Source organism: Hydrogenophaga sp. (assembly GCF_041633695.1).
Lineage (GTDB): Bacteria > Pseudomonadota > Gammaproteobacteria > Burkholderiales > Burkholderiaceae_C > Hydrogenophaga.
This window is the reverse complement of record NZ_JBFJMY010000054.1, coordinates 1-15,728: the sequence shown is the minus strand read 5'-3', so window position 1 is coordinate 15,728 and position 15,728 is coordinate 1. Positions and strand designations below refer to the sequence as shown.

Sequence of the window (15,728 nt, the reverse complement as noted above, 5' to 3'; positions counted from 1 at the left end):
TCCGTGGCGACAAAGACGTGCGCTACGAGCGTGTGGCCCAAGCCATGGCCGCCGCGCAGCAGGCCGGCGTGCGCAAGATCGGCTTCATCACGGAACCGGTCGCGGGCGCGCAAGACGCATCGCGCTGACCAGCCACCTCGACAACGACCCGCAGAAACCCCGACATGACCGCCATCCCGCCATCTTCACCGCCAGGCGGCCACGACCAGGTTGTTGTGGCGTGCGCGGCTTCGACCAGCGCAGAGCCGGGTATCGACCACACGGCACCTCAGGTGCTGGCGAGCGCGAGCCTGCTGCGCGGCCAGAAAAGCGTGGTCATTGAACACAACGGCAGCAGCTACCGCTTGCAAAACACCCGCCAGGGCAAGCTGATTCTGACCAAATAGCGCTTGCAGACCGGGAACTGCGCCAAGCACCTATCGTGGGGCGACCCGGAGCTCATGGGCTCCGAGCGTCGTTTTTGCCAGCCAAGGGGTTTTCCCCGTTAGCCAGCCTTTTTTTCACCATCCACGCGCCCTACCCCTGCGCGCCGACGGCTCAAAGCCCGATAGCGGCGATTCCGGCGCGCGCGATCTGCGCGTCTTCGCTCGACTTGACACCGCTCACGCCCACGGCGCCCAGGCATTGACCATCTTTCATCACCGGCACGCCGCCTTCGAGCATGGCCTCCACCGCTGGCGCGCTCAGAAACGAGGCGCGGCCCTGGTTGATCATGTCTTCATAGACCTTGCTCTCGCGGCGACCCAGCGCAGCGGTATGGGCCTTGGCGGGTGCGATGTGGGCCGACAGCGGCGCTGCACCGTCCAGGCGTTGCAGCGACAGCAAATGGCCACCGTCGTCAACGATCGCGATCGTCACCGCCCAGTTGTTTTTCAAGGCCTCGGCTTCCGCTGCGGCGGCCATGAGCTTGACGTCGGCGAATTCGAGTACGGCTTTGTTTTTCATGAACTTTTCCTTGGGTTTGAGGCTCTGACGGCATGTCATGGCCAAATGACTGGAGACAAATGGAAATCGCAGACCTTGGGAGGCCCCCGGCAAGCCCATACGATACCCTGCCCATTGGGGGTGAAGGAGTCACAACTGCCTTTACTCCGGGTGCGTTTGGACCATGGAGCCGTGAAACCACGGGAAACACCTAGAATGAACCACAGCGCTTTGTGTCTTCAGACCAAAGCGGCGTTTCGACAACCTTCTTAATAGGAGATCAGCAATATGAGCGATCACATCCAGACCGGCCGTTTTGGCGCCGCCGCATCCTCCACCGCCGGAGCACGCAACAAGGTGATGCGCAACACCTACTGGCTGCTGGCCCTGTCCATGCTGCCCACGGTGCTGGGCGCCTGGGTCGGCGTGACCACCGGCATCACCGCAGGTTTGACCGGCTTCATGGGCCTGATCGTGTTCCTCGGCGGCGCGTTCGGTTTCATGTTCGCCATCGAGAAGACGAAAAACTCCGCCGCCGGTGTGCCGGTGCTGCTGGCCTTCACCTTCTTCATGGGCCTGATGCTCTCGCGCATGCTGGCCATGGTGCTGGGCTTCAACAACGGTGCCAGCCTGATCATGACCGCGTTTGGCGGCACGGCCGGCGTGTTCCTGGTCATGGCCAATCTGTCCACCATCATCAAACGCGACCTCAGCGGCATGAGCAAGTGGCTGTTCGCCGGTGCATTGGCCATCATGTTTGGCGCCATCATCAACGTGTTCGTAGGCAGCACCGCGGGCATGGCCGTGATCGCCACCCTGGCCATCCTGGTGTTCAGCATGTACCTGCTGTACGACCTGAAGCGCATCGTGGACGGTGGCGAGACCAACTACATCACCGCCACCCTGGGCCTGTACCTGAGCCTGTTCAACATTTTCCAGAGCTTGCTGGCCTTGTTGGGCATCTTCGGCGGCAGCAACGACTGAACGCAACACCCCAACCGATCGGCTGCGCATGCGGCTGGTCACCCCTCAAAAAAGGACCTACGGGTCCTTTTTTGTCGCTGGTGGATAAAAAAATGCAGCCAAGCCTGCGGGCAGGCTTCAAGTTGGCCGCCAAACCGCCGAAACAAGAGTCAACCACCCGGCCCACACCATGCGACACACTGCCCTCACCTTCGGACTTCTCAGCATCATCAGCTTGCTGGCTGGCTGCGAAGCCCTGGGCATCGAGACGGCGACCCAGATCAACGCCAAAAAAGAGGCGGAGGCTGTGGCCATCGGCAGCGCCTGCCGCCACGCGGTGCGCAGCATCGAAGACTGTTTTGTGGGCAACCCGAAGGCGATCAAGGCCGCCATCTTCACCGGCTGGAAAGACATGGACCAATACATGCGCGACAACGCCATTGTCGGCATGCCCAGTGAACCGGCCAACGACCCCAGCGCGCCTGAGGGCAAAGACGGTGCCGAGCACTCCGGCAAGCCCGCCCCGACCCAAAAATCCTGACCAAGGTCAGCCTGCTCAGCCTGCGGCTGGGTTGGGTACCCGGTCAAACACCGCCATGCTTTCCACGTGCGCCGTGTGCGGGAACATGTTGACCGCACCGGCAGCGCTGCAGCGGTAACCCGCCTGGTGCACCAGCAAGCCCGCATCGCGCGCCAAGGTGGCCGGGTTGCAACTCACATACACAATGCGCTGGGGCGGCGTCCAGTCGCCACGCAGTTCCGGCTGCTGGTGCAGCGCAACCAGGGTCTTGGCCAGTTCGAACGCACCTTCGCGCGGGGGGTCCACCAGCCATTTGTCGGCCGCTCCATCGGCCACCAGCAGCGCGGGTGTCATCTCAAACAGGTTGCGCGCGACAAAACCGGTGGGCGCCAGGGGCGACGAACGCCGCGCCCGGTTGAGCGCCAGGTTCTCGCGCGAGCGGGCCACCAGGGTCTCGCTGCCCTCGATGCCCAGCACCTCCCGCGCCTGCGTGGCCAGCGGCAGGGTGAAATTGCCCAGGCCGCAAAACCAGTCGATCACCCGCTCGTGGCGCTGCACGTCGAGCAGGCGCAACGCGCGCGCGACCAGCACCCGGTTGATGTGCGGATTGACCTGGGTGAAATCGGTGGGCCGAAACGGCATGTGGATGCCGAACTCGGGCAGGTCGTAGGCCAGCTCGGGGCCACCCTCGTCCAGCAGCTTCACGGTGTCGGGCCCTTTGGACTGCAACCACCATTGCACCTGGTGGCTGGCAGCAAAGGCCCGCAACAAGGCCATGTCGCCATCCGAAAGCGGCTCCATGTGGCGCAGCACCAGGGCCACCACCTCGTCACCGCAGGCCAGTTCGATTTGCGGGCAGGCGTCGCGCGCTTCCATGGAGAAAATGAGTTTGCGCAAGGGCATGAGCAAAGCACTCACATGGGGTGGCAACACATGGCATTCGCGCATATCGGCCACATAGCGGCTCTTGCGCTCGTGAAACCCGATCAGCACTTCGCCCTTTTTGTGCACGTGGCGAACCGAAATGCGGGCTCGGTAGCGGTAGCCCCAGGCGGGCCCTTCGATCGGGCGCAGCACCATCTCGGGCTTGACCTTGGCCAGGTGCCAGAGGTTGTCTTCCAGCACCCGCTGCTTCACCGCGACCTGAGCGGCCGGGTGCAGGTGCTGCATCTTGCAGCCGCCGCAGGCGCCCGCGTGCAAGCCGAAATGCGGGCAACCCGGTTGCACCCGTTGAGATGACGCGTGGTGGATCTGGGTGACGGTGCCCGCCTCCCAGTTGTCTTTTTTGCGGTGCACGTTGGTGCTGACCACTTCAAACGGCAGGGCGCCTTCGATGAAGACCACTTTGCCGTCGGGTCGCCGGGCAATGCCCTGGCCCTCTATGTTGAGCGATTCAACCGCCAGCCAGCCCTCGGGCAAGGGCGCTGCGCCGGGATCGGCTGCGGGAGAAGAGAGGATGTTTTCGGTGGGAATGGGCGCTGTCATCCCGAGATTGTCTCAGGCCCAGGCTCGCAGGTATTCGTCCCAGTGCGCTTCGTCGGGCGCCAGCCCACCCAGCGTCTCTTTGACATAGGTGATTTCCTGCTCGTACTCGCTCTCCGTGAAGCCGCCGCGCATCTTCTGGAAGCGGCAGTACATCAGGTAGGTGTTCATCACGTCGGTTTCGCAGTAGCGGCGAATATCTTCCAGGCGGCCTTCAAGGTACTGCGCATAAACCTGCGAACCATCCATGCCCAGCTTGCCGGGAAAGCCACACAGCTTGGCCATGGCGTCGAGCGGCGCGTTGTTCTTGGGCTGGTACATGGCCAGCAAGTCCATCAGATCCAGGTGCCGCATGTGGTAACGACTGATGTAGTTGTTCCACTTGAACTCGCGATCGTCTTCGCCCAGATCCCAGTACTTGCCGGCCTCCACGCCATGGCGCAGACCCCGGTAATGCAGCACCGGCAGGTCAAAGCCGCCGCCGTTCCAGCTCACCAGCTGCGGGGCGTGCTTTTCCACGGTCTTGAAAAAGGTCTGGATGACCTTGGCTTCGCTCTGACCGTCGCGGTCGACGAAGGAGTGGATGCGCAGGCCTTCGGCGTTGCGGAACACACAGCTGAGCACCAGGATGCGCTGCAGGTGCAGCGGCATGAAATCGCTCTGCCCCTTTTCCTTGCGCTCGGCCAGCCAGGCCTCGTAGACCTGGGCGTCGGTGGCGTCTTCGGGCGCGCCACGCAAAGCGCGCAAGCCCGCCAGATCGGGGATGGATTCGATGTCAAAAACCAGAACCGGCCAGGCCATACGGATCAATCAGCGCGAAAGAATGGGGCGGCGCGGACCATCAACGACCCGGCAAGTGCTTGAGCGGATCCACCGGCTTGCCCAGGCGCCGCACCTCAAAGTGCAGCTTCACGCGATCGGCGTCGCTGCTACCCATTTCGGCGATCTTCTGACCCTGGCGCACCGCCTGGTCTTCGCGCACCAGCAAGGCCTGGTTGTGGGCATAGGCCGTGAGGTAGGTGTTGTTGTGCTTGAGGATGATCAGGTTGCCGTAACCGCGCAAGCCCGCGCCGGCGTACACCACGCGGCCATCGGCAGCGGCGAGCACCGGATCGCCCACGCGTCCGGAAATCGAAATGCCTTTGTTCTTGGTCTCGTCAAAATTGACCACCACAGCCCCCTGGGCAGGCCAGATGAAGCTGACCTCATCGGCGCCATCGGGTTCGCTCGCAGCGGCTGCGGCCGGTGCTGGCACCGCCGCCGTGGCGGTGGAGCCGCCCGGGGTCAGCGGACGCGCCACCACGCTGGTGCTGCTCAGCGGCGCCACGGTCGTGGTGCCGACCGCCCCCCCCGTCGTGGGAGCCGTGAGCGGGGCCGCAGCCACCGGTGGCTGCACCCGCAACACCTGGCCGACTTCGAGCACGTTGGCATTGGACAGGTTGTTCCAAGCCTGTACATCACGCCAGTTCTGGCCGCTCTCCAGCGCCACGCGGTACAGCGTGTCGCCCGGGCGCACGGTGTAGTAACCCGGCTTGCCTGCGTTCTCCGCACCCGGCAAGGCGGGCGTGCGGCTGGTGGTGCGGTCGTCCACCGGAGCGGGCTGCGACACGCGCCGGGTGGAGCAACCCGCCGTGATCAGCAAGCTGGCCAAAACCGCCGTCAGCGCCACACCATGCCATACGGGTCGGCTCTTTACCTCAAAACCCGCTGGCTGGAAAAAACGCTTGTTCATGAAAACTCCCCCTGTGATACAGCGCCCGGCCCTGCGGCCAACCACTGGCAAAAAAATGACGCTTCCTCGCATGAGGCGAAGAAGACTTTATCCAACACCCGATTTTAGGGGAACGAAAAGTACCGCCTCAAGCACGGTGCGCACCAAACCGGTGCTGGTCTTGTCGATCACCACCAGGTTTTGACGACCGGCATCGGTTTCAGCGGGTGCCACCAGCCGCCCCCCAACCGCCAACTGGTCCAGCCAGGCTTGGGGAATGTCGTTGCCACCCGCCGCAGCGATGATGGCAGCATACGGCGCGCCCTTGGCATAGCCGAGCATGCCGTCGCCGAACAACAGATGCACATTGGCCAAACGGAACCAGCGCAGGTTCTCCCGCGCCCGTTCGTGCAGACCACGCAGACGCTCAATACTATAGACCTCGCGCGACAAATGGCTCAGCACCGCGGCCTGGTAGCCACAGCCGGTGCCGATTTCGAGTACCCGGCCCAGCTTTTCGGGGCGGCCCTGGCACAAAAGTTCGGTCATCCGGGCCACCACACTGGGCTTGGAGATGGTCTGCCCCAGGCCGATCGGCAGGCTGGTGTCTTCGTAACCCTGGTTGGCCAGCGCCGAATCGACAAAACGGTGCCGCTCCACGGCCCGCATGGCGGCAAGCACCTGCGGACTGGAAATGCCTTGCGCCTCCAGCTTGCGAACCATGGACGCCCGCACCGCCTGCGAGTCCATGCCCAGTCCAGTGGCCACCGGCGAGGTATTGGTGCGCAAGGGTCGGGCGACGGGCGCGGCTGTCTGCGTCCTGCCTGCGCCTGGCGGTGGCGACCCGCCCGCTCGGGGCTTTTGCGCCAGAACAACCGGTTGCGGCAACTGGACCGGGAAGCTCGGGCGGGGTTTGGCACCGACCTGCCCTGGAGCCGTGCCGTTGGCCACCGCAGCGCTACGGGGAATCACCAGCGGTACGACCGGCGGCTTTTTCATGACGGCACCACCGGTGCCCCGGCTGCGGCCACCGCGTCACCGACTGTAGGCGCCGCCGACATGGCGGCAGCCGTTGGCGCCCAGTACGGCAGGCGTTCGTGGTCGGTCAGGTCCACTTGCAACGGGGTGATGGTGGCGTAGCCTTGCAGCGCGGCGTGAAAGTCGGTGCCCTCGGCATCGTCTTTGGCCGCGCCCGCGCCGCCGATCCAATACATGGTGTCGCCGCGTGGGTTGGCCTGGGCAATGACTTGTTCGGCCGCGTGGCGCCTCCCCAGGCGCGCCACTTTGAACCCGCGAATGTCTTGCACCGGCAGATTGGGAATGTTCACGTTCAGCAGCCAGCTGTTGCGCTCTTGCCCGTCATCCAGTTCCTGCGCCAGCGAAGGCAGCAGGTGCGACACCAGGTCGGCGGCTTTTTGCGCCGCCGCATCCAGATGCGCCCAGCCCTTTTGGGTTTGTGAAAACGCGATGGCCGGAATCCCGAACAGATAGCCTTCCATAGCCGCGCCCACGGTGCCGGAATAAATCGTGTCGTCGCCCATGTTGGCGCCGTTGTTGATGCCGGACACCACCAGATCGGGCCGATAACCCAGCAGGCCGGTGAGCGCGATGTGCACACAGTCGGCGGGCGTGCCGTTGACGTAGCGGAATCCGTTGGACGCAGTGTGCACGTATAGCGGCGAATGCAGGGTCAGGGCGTTCGATTTGGCGCTGTTGTTGTGCTCGGGCGCCACCACCTCCACGTCGGCCAGACCCTTGAGCGCTTCATAGAGCGCCACGATGCCGGGCGCCTGATAACCGTCGTCGTTGGAGATGAGAATTTTCATGGTCCGATTTTAGGTGGATAGCACTTGGACCCACCCACGCCATGGGCGCTGCCGGCGCCACCGTCTCGCGAGGGACAGGCCGAGGGGCCAGCCACTTGGAGACAGCGCCCGACCCTGCCATCATGCCCGATTGTGAAATTCCCAAGGAGACCCTCGTATGCATGCTTGGCTGTGTGAAAACCCCGTTGGTGTTGAAGCCCTGAACTGGAAAGAAATGCCCACTCCGGTACCCCAGGCGGGCCAGGTGTTGATCGAAATCCAGGCCGCGAGCCTGAATTTCCCGGACCTGCTGATCGTGCAGAACAAGTACCAGATGAAGCCCGAACTGCCGTTCGTGCCAGGCTCCGAGTACGCGGGCGTGGTGCAGGCGGTGGGACCGGACGTGACCCACCTGAAGGTCGGACAAAACGTGGCCTGCCTGAGCGGCACCGGTGGTTTTGGCACCCACACGCTGGCGCCCGCTGCGCTGTGCATGCCCCTGCCTGCCGGTTTTCCGGCGGTGGACGCGGCCGCCTTCATCATGATTTACGCCACCTCCTGGCACGCTCTGATGGACCGCGCCGCGCTCAAGGCCGGTGAAACGGTGCTGATACTGGGCGCGGCAGGCGGCGTGGGCACCTCCGCCATACAGATCGCCAAGGCCGCTGGCGCGCGCGTGATTGCCGCCGCATCCACCGACGAAAAGTGCAAGCTCTGCGAAGAACTGGGCGCCGATGCCACCATCAACTACAGCGTGCACACACCCAAAGAAGGTCTGCGCGATGCGATCAAGAAACTCACCGACGGCAAGGGGCCGGATGTGATCTACGACCCCGTGGGCGGCGATTTTGCCGAGCCGGCCTTCCGCTCCATCGCCTGGCGCGGGCGCTATCTGGTGGTGGGCTTTGCCAGCGGCCCGATTCCCAGCCTGCCGCTGAACCTGACCCTGCTCAAGGGCGCCAGCATTGTGGGTGTTTTCTGGGGTGATTTCGCCCGCCGCGAGCCCAAGGCCAATGCACAGATGATGCAGTCGCTGGCCGAGATGTACGCCAAGGGCCAGGTCAAACCTGTGGTGGACCAGACCCTGCCCATGAGCGAGCTCAAGCGGGCCTATGAAATCATGGGTTCGCGCGCCGTCAAGGGCAAGCTGGTGATGGTGAACTGACGGTGACCAGGCGGCCGTCGCCAGCCTCTGTAGCGATATAGGCGCGCAAACCGAGCACCAGCGCGTCGAACACCACCCGGCAGCGGGCGCTGCCCCGCAAGCCTTCGTGCATGGCCACCCAGGTGCCTAACTGGAAAGAGACCTGTTCGGGCAGCAACCGGCAAAGCGCCGGGTCGCGCTGGGCCAGTGCCACCTGGCACGCCCCGATACCTGCGCCCGATCGGATCAACGCCAGTTGCGCAAGATCGCTGTCGCTGCGCAACGCGAAGTTCTCGCGCCGCCAGCTCCCCAGGCTGGCCTGGGCCGCACGGATGAAAGGGGTTTCTGTATCGAAGCCGATCAAGCTGTGCAGCTTCAGATCGGCCAGGGTGGACGGATATCCGCAGCGTTCGAGGTAGGACCGGTGCGCGTGCAAGCCCACCGCCACATCGCCCACCCGCGTGGCCAGCAGCACCTCCTGCCGGGGTGCGGTCATGCGCACGGCGATATCCACCTCGCGCCGCACCAAATCCTGCAGCTGGTTGCTGAGCACCAGCTCGATCTCCAACTGCGGGTGCTGCTCGCGCAAGGCCCGCAAGATCGGCGGCAGCACTTCCACACCCACCACCTCGCTGGCCGACAGCCGCACCACACCCTGCACGCCGTCGCCATAGCGGTGCGCAATCCGCCGCAATGCGGCGGCCGCGCTGCGCATGGCCACGGCGTCAACCCGCAGCGCCAGCGCCGCATCGGTGGCGATCAAGCCGGTTTGGGATCGGGTGAACAGCGTCAGACCCAGCCGCTCCTCCAGCGTGGAGACATGACGGCCTACCGTGGGCTGGGTCAGCGCCAATGCGCGTGCCGCTCCCGAGAGCGAGCCCTCTTGCAAAACAGCCAGAAAGCTCCTGTAGAGCTCCCATCCAATCTCATGAGTCATACAAAAATGTATGGCAACTCGCCAGTATTTGGCAATTTCTTTTTAATTGGATCGCAGCAAAAATCGGCTCCATCGCAACACAGATGGAGGTGGAACATGCAGAAAAACAAGCAAGTGCTGGTACTCGGCGCCAGCGGCGACATTGGTGGCGAGGTCGCCCGCCAATTGCGCGAAGCGGGCTGGCAGGTGCGCGCTTTGAAGCGCGCGCTGGGGGTTGAACGCAGGGTGAAAGACGGTATCGAGTGGGTTGAGGGCGATGCCATGAACCGCGCCGACGTGATGGCCGCCAGTGCCGGATGCTCGGTGATCGTGCACGCGGTCAACCCGCCGGGCTACCGGCGCTGGGCCGAACTGGTGCTGCCCATGATCGACAACAGCATCGCCGCCGCCCGTGCGCAAGGCGCTACCGTGGTGCTGCCAGGCACGGTCTACAACTACGGCCCCGGGGCCTTGGAGAGCCCCACCGAAGACTCGCCTCAGCGGCCAACAACGCGCAAAGGCGCGATACGGGTGGAACTGGAGCAGCACCTGGAAACCGCCTGCTCATCGGGCGAGATGCGTGCGATCGTGGTGCGCGCAGGCGACTTCTTCGGCCCTAAGGCCGGCAACAGCTGGTTCACACAAGGCATGGTCAAACCGGGGCAGCCGGTGAAAACCGTCCGCCTGCCCAGCTCAAGGGGTGTCGGCCACCAGTTCGCCTATCTACCGGACGTGGCACGCACCATGGTGGAATTGCTGGCGCGGCGCGCAACGCTGCCGGGTTTTGCCACCTTCCACATGGCCGGACACTGGGATGCCGACGGCACCCAACTGGGTCAGGCGGTGCAACGCGTTCTGGCGCGCCACGGCCAAACACAACCGGCGCTCAAGCCTTTTCCCTGGTGGATGGTCCGGGTGGCGGCGCCGTTTGTGCCCACCTTGCGCGAAATGCTGGAAATGCGCTACCTCTGGCAATGCGCGCTGCGCATGCCCAACCAACGCCTGCTCGACACACTGGGCCAAGAGCCATACACGCCATGGGATAAGGCCATCGAGGCCACCCTGGTTGGCATCGGTTGTCTGAAGGCGCCCGACTCTGCCCGCATGGTCGAGCACGATCAACTGGCCCAGCCAAAGACCGTGGGTTGACCTTCAGTTCCACGATGGCATTTGAGGGAAATAAACCCCAAGGTGCGAGCGACCGCTTGTGATTCGCTCGCTCCGCCCCTATTCGGCCTTGAAGTCTTGCGGCGAGAGGCCGAGCCGTTTCATTTTGTCGTATAGCGTTTTCTTGGGAATGCCCAGCCGTTCACTCGCGCTGGCCGCGTGGCCTTCGGTGGCGGCCAGCGCCTCCTTGATCAGAAACTGTTCGAGGTAATGCAGCTGTTCATCCAGCGTGGTCGCCGGAACATTGGCGCTGTTTTGCTCGCTGTCCGCGGGCATGCCAATGACCAGTCGATCGGCCACGTTGCGCAGTTCGCGGACGTTCCCGGGCCAGGAGCGGCTCGTCAAATCGTGCATGACCTTCGACCCCAACTCTGGAACCGGCCTTTCGTAGCGCAGCGCTGCCTGCATCATGAAATGCGACAGCAGCATCGGAATGTCTTCACGGCGCTCCCGCAGCGGAGGAACGTTCAGCACCACAACGCTCAGACGATAGTACAGATCGTTTCGAAACGGCTGCTCCTTCGGTGGGTGCAACAAGTCGGTCTTGGTTGCGGCAACGACCCGGCAATCCATGGCGTGCAGATCGTTTGCACCCAAGCGCTCGAACTGCCGCTCCTGCAAAGTGCGAAGCAACTTGACTTGCAAGTTCATCGGCATGGTTTCGATCTCGTCCAGAAACAAGGTGCCGCCAGCAGCGTGCTCGATCTTGCCCACGCGCCGTTTGGTCGCGCCTGTGAACGCGCCGACCTCGTGACCAAACACCTCGGACTCGAAAAGACTCTCCGGCATGCCGCCGCAGTTGATGGCGGCAAAAGCACCTGCGGTCCGGTTGCTGAAGTCGTGCAGACACCTCGCGACCAGCTCCTTGCCCGTGCCGGTTTCTCCGGTAATCAGCACGTCTGCGGGCGTGGACGCCACATTCAGAATGGCGCGACGCAGCTCGATGATGGCGTTGGAGCGGCCCACAATCTTGGCCTCGATCGATTCAAAATTGGCCAGCTTTCCGCGCAGCACATCCACTTCCAGACTGAGTTGACGCTTCTCGAGCGCTCGACCCACAACTTCGGTCAGCTGTTCGGATGAAAACGGCTTTTCAACAAAATCGTAGGCGCCATTCCGCATGGCGTGCACCGCCATCGAAATGTCACCGTGGCCCGTGACCAAGATGACCGGGATCCCGCTGTCAATGCGCTGGATGTGCTCCAACAATTGAAGCCCGCTCTTGCCCGGCAACTTGACATCTGTGACGACAACGCCGCGAAAACCGGGTGCAATGTGCGGGATGCTTTGCTCGGCCGTGCCGACCGCACGTACGCGAAACCCGGCCAGTTGCAGCGCCTGTGTGCTGCCCAGGCGGACGGCTGCATCGTCTTCCACAAAGAGGATGAGTGGATCGTCAAGCATGCAGTACCGCCTCTTCAGGGACGCTGGCCAGAGGCAGCACCACTTTGAACACAGCACCCCCCAAATCGCTATCCCCGGTTTTCACGGACCCACCGAATTCGCGAATGATGTCGGCCGAGATCGCGAGCCCCAGCCCAAGGCCAGAGCCTTGCTCCTTTGTCGTAAAAAACGGCTCGAACAGGTGTTGCGCGACCTCGTCGGAAATGCCTTCGCCGTTGTCGTGTACTTCAATCGTGACCCACTTGGCGTCTGCAAAATACCGGACCTCCACCAACCCCGACTCGCGGGCGGTGACCGCATCAAGGGCGTTGCTCAAAAGATTGACCAGAACTTGCTCCAGGCGGTTGCTGTCGCACATGGCGTAAACCGATTCGCACTGCGGATCAACGCGGATGCTTGTGCCCCGTTCCCGGGCAATGTGCTCCAGCAAAAGGCTTGCGTTGGTGATGCTGCTCATGATGTTGACCGCGCGCTTTTCTGCCAAGGACTTGCGTGCGAAACTTTTCAAACTTGACGTGATTTTCCCCATGTAAATGGCAAGGTGACCGATCATCTCGAGATTCGATTCGACCATCTCTTTTTGGCCACGGGCCAAGAACACGATCGTGTTGTCCGAGAGCGTGCGCAGTGCCGCCAAGGGCTGGTTCAACTCGTGCGTGATGCCGGCTGCAATTTTCCCAAGCGCCGCCATTTTGGCGGCATGCACCAGCTCATTCATCGTCTCCTTGAGCGTCTTTTCTGCCCATGTCCGCTCCGCAATTTCCTTTTGCAGCAGCAAGTTGGCGCCGCTCAAATCCATGGTCCTCAACTCGACCTTGCGCTCAAGATCGTCATTGGCTTTTTGCAGCGCCGCCTTGGCCACCAACGCGTCGCGAACAAACCTTCGCCGCTGCAAAAAATACATCAAGACAACGATGAGGAGAATCACGGCAAGCGCCGCGACGGTTGCGCTGATTCTTGCAAACGCACGCTGAGCGGCAATGTCGGTCAGCACCGATACCGACCAGTCGGTTCCGGGCACAGGGTGGCGGCGAACAACATAAGAAGTCGACACCGATTTTCCCGGTCGCTCCGCATCGCGTTCGGCGACCGTGATGATGGAGGAACCATCGGGGAAAGATCTCCCTGCTTCGAAGCCCGCCGGCGACAACTCACCCGCCTCGGAATATTGGCGCGTGGAATCGAGCCTGGCGCGGGCCTCTTGCGTCAGGGGTGCGATGGTCTTGAATTTCCAGTCGGGCTCCGAAGAAATGAAGATCACCCCGTTGGTATCGGCCACCAGAATTTTCTCGCCCGGTTGTTGCCAGGTTTTATCCAGACGGTCGAGGTTGACCTTCACGGCCACCACACCGACGACATCGTTGGCAAGCTTGACGCCATGCGCAAAATAGTAGCCCGCTTCCCGACTCACGGTGCCGATTCCATAAAACCGCCCGGGTTGGCCGACCAGGGCTTGCTGAAAATAGGGCCGGTAGGCGAAGTTCATGTTCACGAAGCTGCCCGGCTGGTCCCAGTTGCTGGATGCCAGCGTGAGGCCTTGGGTGTCCATGACATAAATGGCCAGCGCGCCGGTACGCCTGCTCACAATCTGCAGGTATTCGTTCACCACTTCGCGCAACCCCTGGTCGTTGGGGTGTGCCAGCAAGGCCTGCACATCCTTGTTCAAGGCGACCACTGGAGGTAGGTGTTCGTTGCGCTTCAGCTCGCTTTGCAAGCTAGACGAATAGAGCTCGATGCGATGCGCCGTCGTTTCGCCAAGAGACGACAGGCCGACACGCTCTGCCACGCCGTAGGAAGTCCACACCACGATCAACAACGCCATGGCGCTGGCCAAGACCAGCGCCCCACTTCGCAGGTACAAGCGAAGCTTCATATGAAGCTCGATCGGGGTGGGATCCCGCGATTTTTATGTCTCAAAGCCATTTTCAAGTCTCGTAGGTACGCAAGGTTCAGGACCGCGCGTGCGCTGGCAGCCATTGGTGCCAGGCACCGACATTTTGCGCCACAAGACATCGGCCAGAACGGCGAAGGGGATACCCACGGTGCCGATAAGCCGCTCTGCATTCAAAGAGAGCGGTGTGCTGGATCGCAGAAGTGGCGTCGGAAATGCCTTCAGTCGTGGCTTCAGAAAACGCCCGGCACCCCGCATGGGACGGGGGCCAGGCGCTAATTCTTCAGGGACTGGTGATGTCGTACACCAGGTTCAACGGCGACGGCCCGAAAGATGCGTACGGCACTGTACCGGTTTGGCCTACCCCGTTCTTGGACCAGTCGCATGTACCGCCCGGGAAGACGGCGCGCAGCCGCGCCAAGTCGGGCTCGGTCATGGCAATCTTGTAGTCAGACGCCACGATGGGTTTGAGTTCACACTTGAGTTTGTTGGCCGCCAACGGACCACCAGCCTCTTTGCGCGTTGTCGTCCAGGAAGGCCAGAGCGTGTTGCACTGCGTGTCCGGCTTGCTGCTCAGTGTTTGCGGTTCCGCAATGAACTGTGGCGACGTGCTCTTGGTGAAACAGCCATCGGCTGCGGCGGCAGGTTTGCGCTTGATCACCTTTTCGCGTTGCGTAGCCGAAGAGCTGTCGCTCTTGTAAGCCGCCACCCATTCGATGAAGGTCTTCCACCCCTGCGTTGCCGCAGCGTTCGCCACCGCGAGCTCCTCAGGCGTACCGCCGGCGCCGACCGCCGCGGTGATGGGGAATCCACCGCGCCACATCACGTGGTTGGGTGTATCGCCATTGGCCTCGGCCATGCGCTCGCGGACGGCGAAGTGGTACCACTGGTAGTGGTAGAAGTTGTCTTCGTCGTAGAGGCTAGAAATGTCAAAAACCGGGATAGAGGCCAAGCCGGCATTGCCATTCAGGTTCAGGCCACCTTGGTGCGTGCGGCGGATCGTTTCTGTGTCTGCCACGGCGCGGTTGGTCACATAGTTCGCATCCTGGTCATAGCCGCCGATTTTTTCGTTCAAATCCAGGAACTGCTCTTTCGTGATGGTGCCCGCGTTGAACGCCTCCAGCCCATACTGGACACCTACGTTGTCGAATGGCCGCTTGGCGAAGCCGGTGGCCTTGTCGATGCCATAGGCGTTGCGTGCCACGTCGAACACCGTCGGGCGCGCACCCTTTGGATTGCTGGTCGGGTGGTAGCGCAAAGCCGTCGGAACAGCGGCATTCCACACGCCGGAGGTGTAGGGCGTTCCTCCGAGCACGGGCAAGGAACTGGGAGGAAGTGGATCGACCCGGCCAGACACGGGGTCGGTGCGTCCCGATTGCATGGCCACGTCGTACCAGGCCCGTGCATTTTTGTGGCCCGAGACCGCCACCATCTGGCTCTCGCTGAACCCGCCGGAATTGCCCGCCAGGTAGTACCGGCTCAACAAGCGAGAGTCCAGGCCAGACAAAGCGATCGACAAGGCGTCCGGGAAGGTCGAACTGACGAAGACACCGTCAAACAGGCCAGGGTATGCATCGGCGAGTTGCAAGCTCGTATACGCCCCGCCGGAACCACCCGTGGAAACCGTGAACTGTGGCACCCCCAGCATTTGGATGAAATGCTCCTTGCCCATGAGCGCGCTTTCGCCCGCGAGGACCGCGTTGCAGCTGTTCGTCGGGTGGTTCAGGCTGTTGTTGAAGATGCCGTAACCCTCGGCCAAACGCGTGAGGTTGTCGCCTGTCAACGGCGACACGCCCAATGC

15 protein-coding genes are annotated in these 15,728 nt (G+C 62.7%); 5 read left to right on the top strand and 10 right to left on the bottom strand.

Features of this window, described 5'->3' with window-relative positions:
- The first annotated feature begins 164 nt into the window (after positions 1 to 164).
- Positions 165 to 386: a hemin uptake protein HemP gene (locus ABYB95_RS05390; RefSeq protein WP_372657432.1), complete on the top strand. Its 222-nt coding sequence runs from the start codon at positions 165 to 167 to the stop codon at positions 384 to 386.
- A 151-nt stretch (positions 387 to 537) separates the two neighbouring features.
- On the opposite strand, the gene ABYB95_RS05385 is transcribed toward ABYB95_RS05390, so the two are convergent.
- The gene (locus ABYB95_RS05385) at positions 538 to 945 is read right to left on the bottom strand and encodes a heme-binding protein (protein ID WP_372657431.1); all 408 of its coding nucleotides are present in this window, start codon (positions 943 to 945) and stop codon (positions 538 to 540) included.
- A 267-nt stretch (positions 946 to 1,212) separates the two neighbouring features.
- Here ABYB95_RS05385 and ABYB95_RS05380 point away from each other — a divergent pair, with 267 nt between their 5' ends.
- Both ABYB95_RS05380 and ABYB95_RS05375 read left to right on the top strand, forming a co-directional pair.
- Positions 1,213 to 1,908 carry a Bax inhibitor-1 family protein gene (locus ABYB95_RS05380; protein WP_372657430.1) on the top strand — a complete coding sequence of 232 codons (696 nt, stop codon included), beginning with the start codon at positions 1,213 to 1,215 and terminating at the stop codon, positions 1,906 to 1,908.
- A 169-nt stretch (positions 1,909 to 2,077) separates the two neighbouring features.
- The gene (locus ABYB95_RS05375) at positions 2,078 to 2,428 is read left to right on the top strand and encodes a hypothetical protein (protein ID WP_372657428.1); all 351 of its coding nucleotides are present in this window, start codon (positions 2,078 to 2,080) and stop codon (positions 2,426 to 2,428) included.
- A 15-nt stretch (positions 2,429 to 2,443) separates the two neighbouring features.
- Here ABYB95_RS05375 and rlmD read toward each other — a convergent pair whose 3' ends face one another.
- The 5 genes from rlmD to surE form a co-directional block, all read right to left on the bottom strand.
- Positions 2,444 to 3,892 (bottom strand): 23S rRNA (uracil(1939)-C(5))-methyltransferase RlmD, encoded by a 1,449-nt coding sequence (gene rlmD, locus ABYB95_RS05370; protein ID WP_372657427.1) that lies wholly within the window; start codon positions 3,890 to 3,892, stop codon positions 2,444 to 2,446.
- Positions 3,893 to 3,904: 12 nt separating this feature from the next.
- Positions 3,905 to 4,690 (bottom strand): 3'-5' exonuclease, encoded by a 786-nt coding sequence (locus tag ABYB95_RS05365; protein ID WP_372657426.1) that lies wholly within the window; start codon positions 4,688 to 4,690, stop codon positions 3,905 to 3,907.
- A gap of 40 nt (positions 4,691 to 4,730) precedes the next feature.
- Positions 4,731 to 5,621: a peptidoglycan DD-metalloendopeptidase family protein gene (locus tag ABYB95_RS05360; protein ID WP_372657425.1), complete on the bottom strand. Its 891-nt coding sequence runs from the start codon at positions 5,619 to 5,621 to the stop codon at positions 4,731 to 4,733.
- A gap of 87 nt (positions 5,622 to 5,708) precedes the next feature.
- On the bottom strand, positions 5,709 to 6,599 hold the full coding sequence (locus ABYB95_RS05355) for a protein-L-isoaspartate(D-aspartate) O-methyltransferase (protein ID WP_372657424.1): 891 nt from the start codon (positions 6,597 to 6,599) through the stop codon (positions 5,709 to 5,711).
- Positions 6,596 to 7,426, bottom strand: a complete 831-nt coding sequence (gene surE / locus ABYB95_RS05350) for a 5'/3'-nucleotidase SurE (protein ID WP_372657423.1) — start codon at positions 7,424 to 7,426, stop codon at positions 6,596 to 6,598. Before surE ends, ABYB95_RS05355 begins: the two co-directional genes overlap by 4 nt.
- A gap of 157 nt (positions 7,427 to 7,583) precedes the next feature.
- On the opposite strand from surE, the gene ABYB95_RS05345 reads away from it, so the two are divergent.
- Positions 7,584 to 8,570, top strand: coding sequence for an NADPH:quinone oxidoreductase family protein (locus ABYB95_RS05345; RefSeq protein WP_372657422.1), 987 nt, complete (start codon positions 7,584 to 7,586; stop codon positions 8,568 to 8,570).
- Here the strand turns inward: ABYB95_RS05345 and ABYB95_RS05340 are convergent.
- Positions 8,542 to 9,486, bottom strand: coding sequence for a LysR family transcriptional regulator (locus ABYB95_RS05340; RefSeq protein WP_372657421.1), 945 nt, complete (start codon positions 9,484 to 9,486; stop codon positions 8,542 to 8,544). The two genes, ABYB95_RS05345 and ABYB95_RS05340, sit on opposite strands and share 29 nt — an antisense overlap.
- Before the next feature lie 96 nt (positions 9,487 to 9,582).
- Here ABYB95_RS05340 and ABYB95_RS05335 point away from each other — a divergent pair, with 96 nt between their 5' ends.
- A complete protein-coding gene (locus ABYB95_RS05335) occupies positions 9,583 to 10,614 on the top strand; it encodes an NAD-dependent epimerase/dehydratase family protein (RefSeq protein ID WP_372657420.1) in 1,032 nt (343 codons plus the stop codon).
- Between the two features lie 78 nt (positions 10,615 to 10,692).
- On the opposite strand, the gene ABYB95_RS05330 is transcribed toward ABYB95_RS05335, so the two are convergent.
- The 3 genes from ABYB95_RS05330 to ABYB95_RS05320 form a co-directional block, all read right to left on the bottom strand.
- Positions 10,693 to 12,036 carry a sigma-54-dependent transcriptional regulator gene (locus tag ABYB95_RS05330; RefSeq protein ID WP_372657419.1) on the bottom strand — a complete coding sequence of 448 codons (1,344 nt, stop codon included), beginning with the start codon at positions 12,034 to 12,036 and terminating at the stop codon, positions 10,693 to 10,695.
- A complete protein-coding gene (locus ABYB95_RS05325; RefSeq protein ID WP_372657418.1) occupies positions 12,029 to 13,858 on the bottom strand; it encodes an ATP-binding protein in 1,830 nt (609 codons plus the stop codon). The genes ABYB95_RS05330 and ABYB95_RS05325 overlap by 8 nt, the downstream gene beginning before the upstream one ends.
- Before the next feature lie 352 nt (positions 13,859 to 14,210).
- Positions 14,211 to 15,728 (bottom strand): DUF6351 family protein (locus ABYB95_RS05320; protein ID WP_372657417.1); only part of this gene is annotated, 1,518 nt, incomplete at its 5' end.

Bases quoted from the DNA above. Each gene is read 5' to 3' on its own strand.
- ABYB95_RS05390 (WP_372657432.1), top strand. From the start codon at position 165: ATGACCGCCATCCCGCCATCTTCACCGCCAGGCGGCCACGACCAGGTT.
- ABYB95_RS05385 (WP_372657431.1), bottom strand. From the start codon at position 945: ATGAAAAACAAAGCCGTACTCGAATTCGCCGACGTCAAGCTCATGGCC.
- ABYB95_RS05380 (WP_372657430.1), top strand. From the start codon at position 1,213: ATGAGCGATCACATCCAGACCGGCCGTTTTGGCGCCGCCGCATCCTCC.
- ABYB95_RS05375 (WP_372657428.1), top strand. From the start codon at position 2,078: ATGCGACACACTGCCCTCACCTTCGGACTTCTCAGCATCATCAGCTTG.
- rlmD (WP_372657427.1), bottom strand. From the start codon at position 3,892: ATGACAGCGCCCATTCCCACCGAAAACATCCTCTCTTCTCCCGCAGCC.
- ABYB95_RS05365 (WP_372657426.1), bottom strand. From the start codon at position 4,690: ATGGCCTGGCCGGTTCTGGTTTTTGACATCGAATCCATCCCCGATCTG.
- ABYB95_RS05360 (WP_372657425.1), bottom strand. From the start codon at position 5,621: ATGAACAAGCGTTTTTTCCAGCCAGCGGGTTTTGAGGTAAAGAGCCGA.
- ABYB95_RS05355 (WP_372657424.1), bottom strand. From the start codon at position 6,599: ATGAAAAAGCCGCCGGTCGTACCGCTGGTGATTCCCCGTAGCGCTGCG.
- surE (WP_372657423.1), bottom strand. From the start codon at position 7,426: ATGAAAATTCTCATCTCCAACGACGACGGTTATCAGGCGCCCGGCATC.
- ABYB95_RS05345 (WP_372657422.1), top strand. From the start codon at position 7,584: ATGCATGCTTGGCTGTGTGAAAACCCCGTTGGTGTTGAAGCCCTGAAC.
- ABYB95_RS05340 (WP_372657421.1), bottom strand. From the start codon at position 9,486: ATGACTCATGAGATTGGATGGGAGCTCTACAGGAGCTTTCTGGCTGTT.
- ABYB95_RS05335 (WP_372657420.1), top strand. From the start codon at position 9,583: ATGCAGAAAAACAAGCAAGTGCTGGTACTCGGCGCCAGCGGCGACATT.
- ABYB95_RS05330 (WP_372657419.1), bottom strand. From the start codon at position 12,036: ATGCTTGACGATCCACTCATCCTCTTTGTGGAAGACGATGCAGCCGTC.
- ABYB95_RS05325 (WP_372657418.1), bottom strand. From the start codon at position 13,858: ATGGCGTTGTTGATCGTGGTGTGGACTTCCTACGGCGTGGCAGAGCGT.